The following is a 10,026-nucleotide window of genomic DNA, read 5'->3' as shown; positions in this document are numbered from 1 at the left end:
GTGGAAAAGGAGCCGAGCAGGAAATACTTCAGGCCGGCCTCGTTGGAACGCAGCTGGTTACGGAACAGGCCCGCGAGCACATAGAGGCTGATGGACAGGACTTCCAGGCCGAGGAAGATGGTCATCATGTCGGTGCCCGACGCCATCCACATGGCCCCAGCGGTGGTGAACAGGATCAGGGGGTAGTATTCCCCAATGGGATAGTCCTCACGCTTGAGATAGTCGTCGGACATGAGGATGGTCAGGGCCGCGGCGACGATAAAGGTGATGTTGAAGAAGGTGGCGAAATTGTCAAGCTCCACCGCACCGTAAAAGCCGACCTGCCGGTCGTTCCAGCCCATCAGGGCCACGGCCCCGGTCACGATCAGCGCTGCGAAGCTCAGCCAGGCGACGTGGGTGGTCTTACCCTTGGGCGAGAAGACGGAGACCATCAGAATCGCCAGGCCGAAACAGCACAGGACCAGGGACGGCATGACGGCCGCCAAATTGACATTCTGGATTGCATCTTGCACCAGGTTTTCCATTGAAACGCTCCTCCGGATGCGGTGTTATGCCAAATCTATCGCGGTATTACTTCAGCAGCGCGTCATGATGGGCGAGCGTGTCGACCACCTCAACCTGAGCCATCTGGCGGCCCTTGATCTGCTGCACCATGTTTTCCAGGGCCGGATTCATTTTCTCGAAAAAGGTGTTGGGGTACAAACCGATCCAGAAAACGAACAGCAGCAGGGGCATCATCAGCGCGACTTCGCGGGCGTTGAGATCCTGCAGTTTCTGATTGGCGGGGTTTTTCAATTCGCCGAACATCACCCTCTGGAACATCCACAACATGTAGACGGCGGCGAAGATAACCCCGGTGGTGGCGATCACGGCAAACCAGCGGAGATCGCTCTCGAAGGCGCCCATGAGGATGAGAAATTCGCCGACGAAGCCGTTGGTGCCGGGCAGGCCGATGGATGAGAAGGTCACGATCATGAAGATGGTGGCGAACACCGGCATCTGCTTGGCGAGGCCGCCGAAGTCGGCGATCAGGCGGGTGTGACGCCGTTCATAGATAAAGCCGACGATAAGGAACAGCGCGCCGGTGGAAATACCATGGTTGATCATTTGAATCATGCCGCCGGCAAAGCCCTGCAGGTTAAGGGCGAACAGGCCCAGCATGACGAAGCCCAGGTGCGAAACGGAGGAGTAGGCCACCAGTTTCTTCACGTCATCCTGCATCATGGCGACCAGGGCGCCGTAGATGATGCCGATAACCGCCAGCACCGACAGGAAGGGAATGAACTTGAAGGTGGCGTCGGGAAACAGGGGCATGGCGAAACGCAGGTAGCCGTAGGTTCCCATCTTCAGCAGGATGGCCGCCAGGATCACGGAACCGGCCGTCGGCGCTTCGGTGTGGGCATCGGGCAACCAGGTGTGCACCGGGAACATGGGCACCTTGATGGCGAAGCTGAAGGCAAAGGCCAGGAACAGCCAGATCTGCAAATCCAGAGGGATATCAAGACGATAGAAGTGCAGGATGCTGAAGCCGTTCTCGAAGGCGACGCCGGACTGCAGCGACAGATAGTAGACGTAGATGATGGCCACCAGCATCAGCAACGAACCCACGGCGGTGTAGATGAAGAACTTGACCGCTGCGTAGATACGGTTCTTGCCGCCCCAGATGCCGATCATGAAGTACATGGGAATCAGCATCAGTTCCCAGAAGATGTAGAACAGGAACAAATCAAGGGAGATGAAGGCCCCGAGCATGGCCGTTTCCAGCAGCAGCATCAACGCCATGAACCCTTTGACGTTCTTGTCCACCGCCTTCCAGGTCGAGAGAACCGTCACCGGCATGATGAAGGTGGTCAGCAACACCAACCAGAGGCTGATCCCGTCGACACCGATGTTGTAATTCATCTGGAAGTAATCGCCCACGCTGATCCAGCGAGCGAATTCCGTGTAGTGAAAGGCCGCCGAAGTCTTGAATACATCATCAAAAGCCAGGGGGAGGCTAATGACGAAAGTGACGAGGGTCACGACCAGGGTGAAGCTTTTGAGCAGACCATGGTTATCCCGGGGGATAAACAGCAGCAAAACCATCCCGAGAATCGGGAAGAATGTCATCAGGCTCAACAGGTGGTCGGTCATGGAAATCACTCCTTATCTCAACTTAACAGGGGTTGGGCGCTCTTAGCCGAAGACGTAGTAAGCCACCATGACAATCACCCCGACCACCATGGCCAGCGCATAGTTATGCACCAGACCGGACTGGGTGAGGCGCAGAGCCCCGGAAAACCCTTTGACGATATAGCCCACACCGTTGACGATGCCGTCGACCACGACCACGTCGAAGCCTTTCCACAGGAAGGTGCCAGCCTTCTTGGTGGGATTCACGAACAAGGCGTCGTAAATTTCGTCCACATACCATTTGTTGAAGATGGCGCGGTAGAGTCCCTGCGCCTTGGCCACCAGTTGGGCAGGCATCTCGGGATTCTTGACATACATGAGGTAGGCCAGGCCGATACCGACCAGCGCGATACCGACCGCCAGGCCCATGAGGCCGTATTCGGCGGCATGGCTCATGTGCGGCGGCTCGATGCCGTAGGCCTGTTGCGCGGCCCCGAAGACTGGGCTGAGGAAGGTCTCCAGGCGATGAGCTCCACCCAGGACCGCGGGAACGTTGAGATAGCCGCCAAACACCGCCAGCACCGCCAGGACGATCAGCGGAATGGTGATGACCAGGGGCGACTCATGGAGATAGCTCTTGGCTTTTTCGGCGATGCGCTCCTTGCCGAAGAAGGTCATGAACACCAGGCGGAACATGTAGAAGGCGGTCATGCCCGCGGCCAGCGAGGCGACCAGCCACAGCAACCAGTGCCCGCGGTTTCCGGCCAGGGACCAGAGCAGAATTTCGTCCTTGGAGAAAAAGCCCGACAGACCCGGCAGACCGGCTATGGCGATGGTCGAGATCAGGAAGGTCAGGAAAGTGATGGGCATATGCTTGCGCAGCCCGCCCATGTTGCGCATGTCCTGAGGATCGTCATGGGCATGAGCCTTGTGCAAGGCGTGATGCATGGCGTGGATAACCGAGCCGGAGCCGAGGAACAGACAGGCCTTGAAGAACGCGTGGGTCATGAGGTGGAAGATACCGGCGGTAAAAGCACCGACGCCCATGGCCAGGAACATGTAGCCAAGCTGGGAGACCGTCGAATAGGCCAGTACGCGCTTGATGTCGTTCTGCGCCAGGCCGATGGAAGCGGCGAAGATCGCTGTGGCGGCGCCGACGATGGCGATCACCAGCATGGTGTCGGGCGCCATGGCGAACAGACCGTTCATGCGTCCGATCATATAGACGCCGGCGGTGACCATGGTGGCGGCATGGATGAGCGCCGAAACCGGTGTGGGGCCTTCCATGGCGTCAGGCAACCAGGTGTAGAGGGGAATCTGCGCCGACTTGCCGGTGGCGCCGAGGAAAAAGCACAGGGTAATGATCGTCACCACCACGCTGCCCGCGCCAAGCAGATGACCGTGCTGAGCGATTTCGACGAAATTGAGGGTCCAGATGCCGTGCTCGCTGCCGAGGGTCCAGAACAGCAGGAAAATTCCGAGGAGAAAGCCGAAGTCGCCGATGCGGTTGACGACGAAGGCTTTCTTGGCGGCGTCGCCGGCGCTCTGCTTGTGAAAGTAGTAACCGATCAGCAGGTAGGAGCACAGACCCACGCCTTCCCAGCCCACGAACATGACCATGGCGTTGTTGCCCAGCACCAGCATGAGCATGGAGAAGGCGAACAGGTTGAGGTAGGAGAAGTAGCGATAGAACCCTTCCTCGCCATGCATGTAACCGATGGAGTAGAGGTGGATCAGCGAGCCGACGCCGGTCACCACCAGCAGCATCACCGCGGAAAGGGGATCAAGAAGAAAACCCCACTCGATCTGCAGATTGCCCACCGACATCCAGGAGGCAATCACTTGCTGATGGGATTTCACCGTGTCGAGGCGCAACTCCATGAAGCACAGCACCGACACGATGAAGGAGGAGAAAATCGCCAGGGTACCGATACCCCCGATGATTGTCTCGTTTTTGATCTTCTTGCCCAGCAGCCCGTTGATGATGCTGCCGAGCAAGGGAAAGAACGGAATGAGCCATAGCTTGTCGTACATTTCCATCTCCTCTGTCGATTAGATCGGATCGAATCAGAAATCTGTCACCATTTGAGCAGGTTGAAATCTTCGACTTCCACGGACTCTTTATTGCGGAAGAAAGCGATCATCAGGGCGAGTCCGACCGCGGCCTCGGCCGCTGCTACCGACATGACGAAGAAGACGAAGATCTGCCCGTCGAGATTGTTCAGATAGCTCGAAAGAGAGATGAAGGTAAGGTTCACGGCGTTGAGCATAAGCTCGATGCACATGAAGATGACAATTGCATTGCGCCGGGTCAGAACCCCGTAGGTGCCCAGGGCAAAGAGAATGGCGCTGAGACCCAGATAATGATAAACGGTAAGCATGATCGACTCCTGTCCGTTCCCGTTTAGACTTCTTTTTTAGCCAGCACAAGGGCGCCCACGATGGCGATCAGCAACAAGATCCCGGCAATCTGGAAAGGCAGCATGAATTCCGTGAAGAGCTTCATGCCGATCAGTTCCATGTGGCCTACTTCAAGCACCTGATCGCGGGTGACGTCACCGGAGATACCCGCCATCTCGCCGCGATTGACGAACATCACGGCTTGAATCATGACGATGCCCGCAACGATGGCACCGCCCACCACTCCGTGCTGAAAGCGCTCCATCATCTCGGGGCCGAGATTAAGGAGCATGATGACGAACAGGATCAGAACCATGATCGCCCCGGCGTAGACCAGGACTTGAACCGCCGCCATGAAGGGGGCATAGAGCATGACATAGAGAATGGCCAGGCAGAAGAAGGTCATCACCAGCGAGATGGCGCTGTTGACCGGGTTCTTGCACTTGACCACCATGAAGGCGGAAAGGATCGCCACCAGTGCAACCAGATAAAAGAACAACAATTCCATGAGGCTTTGCTCCTTTCCCCTTAGCGCAGCAAGCGCTGCTTGGTGAAATCGAAATCAGACCGCCTGTAGTTGGCCAACTCGTATTCGCCGGTCATTTCAATCGCTTCCACCGGACAGGCTTCGACGCAGTAACCACAGAAGATACAGCGCAGCAGATCGATCTGGTACACCCGGGGATACTTCTCGCCTTTTTCATTTTCGGCGGATTCCACCGTGATGCACTTGGCCGGACAGACCGTGGGGCACAGGTAACAGGCCACGCATTTTTCCCGATCCTGGGTCGGCACCAGGCGATGCAGGCCGCGGAAACGATCCGAAGGCGTCAACTTGACGTGGGGGTACTGCACCGTTGTGCTGTGGCCCGGCAGCAGATGCTTGAAGGTGATGCTCAACCCTTTGGCGAATTCTTTGAACATGGTTATATCCCTCTTCTCCTCGAACAGGTTTTATTGCATCAGGAGGACGACCACGCCGGTGACAATCACATTGGCGAGTGCCAGCGGAATGAGAACCTTCCAGCCCATGGTCATCAACTGGTCATAACGGACACGCGGCATGGTGGCGCGCAGCCAGATGGCGAAGAACATGAACGCCAGGATCTTGAGCAGAAGGTTGATGGGGCCAAAGAAGGGGCCGGACCAGCCGCCGAGGAACAGGGTGGCGGCAATCGCGGCGATGACCACCATGTTGGCATATTCGGCCATGAAGAACAGGGCGTACTTCATGGAGGAATATTCCGTGCAGAAACCCGACACCAGTTCCGATTCCGCCTCGGGAAGGTCGAAGGGCGTGCGGTTGATCTCCGCCAACGAGGTCAGGATGAACAGACCGAAGGCCAAGGGCTGGCTGAAGACGTACCAGTTGGGCAGAAAGCTGATGGTGCCCCAGAGCGGTTCCATCTGCAGGGCGACGATCTGCCGCAGGCTCAGGGTTTCCGCCAGCATGAACACGGCCACGATGGACAGACCGGCGGCGAGTTCGTAGGAGATCATCTGCGCGGTGGAACGGATGCCGCCCATCAGGGAATACTTGGAGTTGGACGACCATCCGGCGAGCACGATCCCGTAGGCGCCGAGCCCGGCCATGGCCAGCACGTAGAGCACGCCGACGTTGAGGTCGGTGATCTGCATGGGCACCAGGTAGCCGCCGATTACCTTATCGGGACCGAAAGGCACCACCGCGAAGGTGATGAACGCGGGCACCAGCAGCATCATCGGGGCAAGCAGGAAAGTGAACTTGGCTGCCTTTTCCGGGATGATGTCTTCCTTGAAGAACAGCTTGAGACCATCGGCGATCGGCTGCAAAAGCCCGTGCCATCCCGTTTCCATGGGCCCGAGGCGGGTTTGCATGTGACCGATGACCTTGCGCTCCAGCCAGGTCGCGTAGGCAACGATCAGAATAACGACCACGAAGACCACCAAAATCTTCACGATCATCGTGGTCAGATACAAGGGCCAGTTGTTGGAGAGACTCACAAACTCGGGCGTCATGGCAATCCTCTCTGCAAAGTTTTAAATGATCTCATCAAAATCCAGGCTTGTGGGGAGTAGCCATTTCCCCAAGATGCTTGCTGAGATATTGCGCCTCGCGATGGTTGGGGTTGAGAGCGAGGGCCTTGTGGATGGCCTTGCGCGCTTCGTCCAGGAAATCGAGCTGCATGTTGCATTCGGCGATCCGCACCAAGGCGTCGGCATCCTTGGGATTAACCTCCAAAACCTTGCCGTAGGCGCTGATGGCCTCGGAAAACTCTCCCATCCGGCGCCGCGCCTCGCCCTGCATATAGAAGGCCGGAGCAAAACGGGCATTGGTTTCGCCGGCCTGGGTGAATTGCTCCGCCGCTTCGGCTAGCATGCCTTCCTTGAAATAGGCCATCCCCAGTTCGAAGCGTGCCGCCGTGTAGGTCGGGCTCAATTCCACCACCCGTCGAAACTGGTCGATGGCGGAACGGTAGTCCCCTTTCTGGGAATACACCATGCCGAGCATGTAGAGCACGCGGGTATAGCTGGGGTTGATGCGCGCCGCTTCCCGCAGGGCCTCCTCGGCCTTGGCCAGATCTGTATTGCGCAGATAGGAGAGCCCGAGGCGATAATGGGTTTCCGCGCTTTTGGGATTGAGCTCCACGGCCTTGCGGAAACTCTCGATGCTGGCATTGAGATCACCAAGGCCGTATTGAGCCATGCCGAGCTTAAAGTAAACGCGAAAACGCTCCTTCTCCCCGACCAAGGCTTGGGTGAAACACCCCACGGCGCCTTCCAGATCGCCTTGGTCGTAAAGGGCCAACCCCTTGTAATAATGGGCCGAACCGGAAGCAGGATTCATCCGCAGTACCTCGTCCCAGTTGCGAACCGCTTCCTCGATCATTCCACGATGAAAAAGATCCAGGGCCCGGGCATGCACGAAGTCCGCGTCGCTGGCGAGACTGGCCCCGCACTGATCGCAGAATTTGGCCTGGACGGAAACGGACGCGTTACACTTGGAACATTGCATGGCGCGCTCCTCGTAAGGTCCCCTACTTGCTGACTTCCACGGTTACCGAAGTTTCCCCGCGATATACGCGATTAACCCCGGCGCTGCCGAAATGATAAGGCACGAAGATGACCCCTCGCGGCATGCGCTTACCGACCTTCACCTTGAGGCGCAATTCCTCGCCGTTGCCCTTGAGGCAAACCGTTTGCGCTTCGGCGAGGCCGAGTTCCGCGGCATCCTCGAGACAGAATTCGGCATAGGGCTCGGGAAGGGCGGACATGGGCCCCTTGGATCTGACCGACAGGGTACCACTGTGGAAGAGGGCGCTCCCCGTCACCATTTGGAAGCGCGCGGCCAGGGGTTCGCCGCCCTTGACCGCCACCAGGTTGCGGGTCTTGGTCGCCAGATGCTCGCCCCCCCAGACCACGCCCTCGGGTCCAATGGCATTGAAGGAAAGCCCCGCGTATTCCGGCACGGTCTGAGCGATTTCGGCGAAAACAGCCTCCGGACCGGTGAAGACCAGGGGATCCTTCATGCGCGCCGCGAGCAGGGCGAAGATAGACAGGTCGCTGCGTGCCTCGCCGGGGCTCTTCACGCCGGGCCGCAGGCGCTGCACGCGCCGCTCCGCGTTGGTGAAGGTACCGTTCTTTTCCGCGAAGGACACCGCCGGAAGAATCACATCGGCTTCACGCGCGGTGTCGGTCATGAACAGATCCTGGACGACCAGGAAGGGAATCTTGTCCAGTGCCGCCGCGACCTTGGCCCGGTCCGGATAGCTCAACAGCGGATCCTCGCCGATGACATAGAGGGCAGAGAGGTTGCCTTCGGCGGCCGCTTGCAGCATCGCCTGAGCTCCCATCCCATTGGGACGCGGCAGGATCCACTGATCGATGGCACCCTGACTGTTGGCTTTTTCCCCGCAAAGGTACAGGCCGCCTTTCTCGCCGTCAAAGACGCCCGCCAGAATGGCCAGGTTGGCGGCGGCAACACCGAGCTCGCGGGATTGGGCACTGTAGGGAAGACCATAAGCCATGAGAATGGCTTTATTTTTTCCTTTGGCGAAGGCACGTGCCGCCGCCTCGATGGCTTCGGCGGGCACGCCGGTTTTGGCGGCGACCGCCTGGGGGGCGTAATCGGCCAGAGCTGCGCGCAAGCCCTCGACACCGGTGACCCCTTCGGTGACGGCCAGCCCCTCGGTCAGCAGAACCTGGGCCATGGCATTGAGGATGGCGACTTCGGTTCCAGGTTTGGTCAGCAGGGTCTTGGCGCCGGGCAATTTGGTGAACTTACCTTTTTTGTCACTGATGATCGCCAGTTTGGCATCATGGCGCTTCACCGCCTGGTTGACCACCATGCCGAAAACCGGGTGCGTTTCGTAGAAATCCGAGCGGATGGCAAGAATCGCATCGCATCCCTCCACCTGGGGGAAGGTGCCGGTGGAGGCCTTGATGCCTAGGGTTTCAGCCAGTCCCTGGCTCAGGCCCTTGTAGCATTCACCACCGCTGTGATCGAGATGAGGCGTCTTGAGCACCTTGTCGGCGAGATGCCCAAGATAAAAATATTCCTCATTGGTCAGTCGGCCGCCGCTGAGGATGCCGAGCCCCTTCTCCGCGCGCGCCTTCTCGAAACCAGCCGCCACGGCCTCCATGGCTTCACTCCAGGTAGCGGGTTCCAGGCGGCCGTTCTTGCGAACCAAGGGGCGCTTGAGCCGCTCCTCGGCATTGATATAGGAATAACCGAACCGCCCGCGCACGCAGAGATTGCCGTCGTTGACGCCGATCTTGTCGTTGAAGCGGATGGTTTCCACCTTATTGTCCAGCACGCCCAAGGTCACGGTGCAGCCGTTGCCGCAATAGCCGCACACCGTGTCGACTTCCTTGAGCTGCCAGGGGCGCGCCTTGAACTTGAACGGCCGGGGCAGCAATGCGCCCACCGGACACATGGAGACGCACTGGCCGCAGAATTCGCAATCCAGGCCCCGGTCGTAAGCCGTCGCCACCTTGGTGTCGAAACCGCGATTGATGAAGCTGTAGGAACCATAGGACACAATTTCATCGCAAACCCGCACGCACTTGCCACAGAGCACGCAGCGGTTCATGTTGCGCTCGATGAAGGGATTGCGTTCATCGGTTTCCAGATTGAACTTGGCGTCCTTGAAACGATTGGTGGTGACTTCGTATTCGTAGGTCAGATCCTGCAGATCGCACTCCCCGCCCTTGTCGCACACCGGGCAATCCACCACATGGTTGACCAGCAGGAATTCGAGCACCGTTTTGCGGACCTTCTTGATTTCAGGCGACATGGTGGTCACGACCATGCCTTCGGTCACCGGGGTGGTGCAGGCCGGAATCAAGCGCCCCTTCATCTGCTCGACTTCCACCAGGCAAACCCGGCAGGCGCCGTAGGGGAGAAGCTTCTTGGCGTGACAGAGCACGGGAATCGTAATGCCCGCCCCCATGGCCGCGTCCAGAATGGTAGCGGCCTTGCTCGCCTGGACCTGTTTTCCATCTATCGTCAGAGTAACCATCTTGACCTCGTCC

The 10,026-nt window shown here is 58.5% G+C and carries 9 protein-coding genes; all 9 read right to left on the bottom strand.

Features of this window, described 5'->3' with window-relative positions:
* Window positions 1–524 (bottom strand): NADH-quinone oxidoreductase subunit N (locus QAT43_RS03750; RefSeq protein ID WP_305041702.1); only part of this gene is annotated, 524 nt, incomplete at its 3' end.
* 46 nt (window positions 525–570) lie between these two features.
* Window positions 571–2,133: an NADH-quinone oxidoreductase subunit M gene (locus QAT43_RS03745; RefSeq protein WP_305041701.1), complete on the bottom strand. Its 1,563-nt coding sequence runs from the start codon at window positions 2,131–2,133 to the stop codon at window positions 571–573.
* A gap of 42 nt (window positions 2,134–2,175) precedes the next feature.
* Window positions 2,176–4,146: an NADH-quinone oxidoreductase subunit L gene (nuoL, locus tag QAT43_RS03740; RefSeq protein ID WP_305041700.1), complete on the bottom strand. Its 1,971-nt coding sequence runs from the start codon at window positions 4,144–4,146 to the stop codon at window positions 2,176–2,178.
* 44 nt (window positions 4,147–4,190) lie between these two features.
* Window positions 4,191–4,493 (bottom strand): NADH-quinone oxidoreductase subunit NuoK, encoded by a 303-nt coding sequence (gene nuoK / locus QAT43_RS03735; protein WP_305041699.1) that lies wholly within the window; start codon window positions 4,491–4,493, stop codon window positions 4,191–4,193.
* Window positions 4,494–4,516: 23 nt separating this feature from the next.
* A complete protein-coding gene (locus QAT43_RS03730) occupies window positions 4,517–5,020 on the bottom strand; it encodes an NADH-quinone oxidoreductase subunit J (protein WP_305041698.1) in 504 nt (167 codons plus the stop codon).
* Window positions 5,021–5,040: 20 nt separating this feature from the next.
* Window positions 5,041–5,436 (bottom strand): NuoI/complex I 23 kDa subunit family protein, encoded by a 396-nt coding sequence (locus QAT43_RS03725; protein WP_305041697.1) that lies wholly within the window; start codon window positions 5,434–5,436, stop codon window positions 5,041–5,043.
* A gap of 30 nt (window positions 5,437–5,466) precedes the next feature.
* Window positions 5,467–6,510 carry an NADH-quinone oxidoreductase subunit NuoH gene (gene nuoH, locus QAT43_RS03720; protein WP_305041696.1) on the bottom strand — a complete coding sequence of 348 codons (1,044 nt, stop codon included), beginning with the start codon at window positions 6,508–6,510 and terminating at the stop codon, window positions 5,467–5,469.
* 34 nt (window positions 6,511–6,544) lie between these two features.
* Window positions 6,545–7,507: a tetratricopeptide repeat protein gene (locus QAT43_RS03715; RefSeq protein WP_305041695.1), complete on the bottom strand. Its 963-nt coding sequence runs from the start codon at window positions 7,505–7,507 to the stop codon at window positions 6,545–6,547.
* A gap of 22 nt (window positions 7,508–7,529) precedes the next feature.
* Entirely contained in the window at window positions 7,530–10,013 is a 2,484-nt protein-coding gene (locus tag QAT43_RS03710) for a molybdopterin-dependent oxidoreductase (RefSeq protein WP_305041694.1), read from the bottom strand.
* Between the last annotated feature and the right edge of the window lie 13 nt (window positions 10,014–10,026).

The sequence above is a fragment of the Geoalkalibacter sp. genome (assembly GCF_030604225.1).
Lineage (GTDB): Bacteria > Desulfobacterota > Desulfuromonadia > Desulfuromonadales > Geoalkalibacteraceae > Geoalkalibacter.
Note: the sequence above shows the minus strand (reverse complement) of the source record. Positions and strands in the feature narration are given on the sequence as shown.

Bases quoted from the DNA above. Each gene is read 5' to 3' on its own strand.
- QAT43_RS03745 (WP_305041701.1), bottom strand. From the start codon at position 2,133: ATGACCGACCACCTGTTGAGCCTGATGACATTCTTCCCGATTCTCGGG.
- nuoL (WP_305041700.1), bottom strand. From the start codon at position 4,146: ATGTACGACAAGCTATGGCTCATTCCGTTCTTTCCCTTGCTCGGCAGC.
- nuoK (WP_305041699.1), bottom strand. From the start codon at position 4,493: ATGCTTACCGTTTATCATTATCTGGGTCTCAGCGCCATTCTCTTTGCC.
- QAT43_RS03730 (WP_305041698.1), bottom strand. From the start codon at position 5,020: ATGGAATTGTTGTTCTTTTATCTGGTTGCACTGGTGGCGATCCTTTCC.
- QAT43_RS03725 (WP_305041697.1), bottom strand. From the start codon at position 5,436: ATGTTCAAAGAATTCGCCAAAGGGTTGAGCATCACCTTCAAGCATCTG.
- nuoH (WP_305041696.1), bottom strand. From the start codon at position 6,510: ATGACGCCCGAGTTTGTGAGTCTCTCCAACAACTGGCCCTTGTATCTG.
- QAT43_RS03715 (WP_305041695.1), bottom strand. From the start codon at position 7,507: ATGCAATGTTCCAAGTGTAACGCGTCCGTTTCCGTCCAGGCCAAATTC.
- QAT43_RS03710 (WP_305041694.1), bottom strand. From the start codon at position 10,013: ATGGTTACTCTGACGATAGATGGAAAACAGGTCCAGGCGAGCAAGGCC.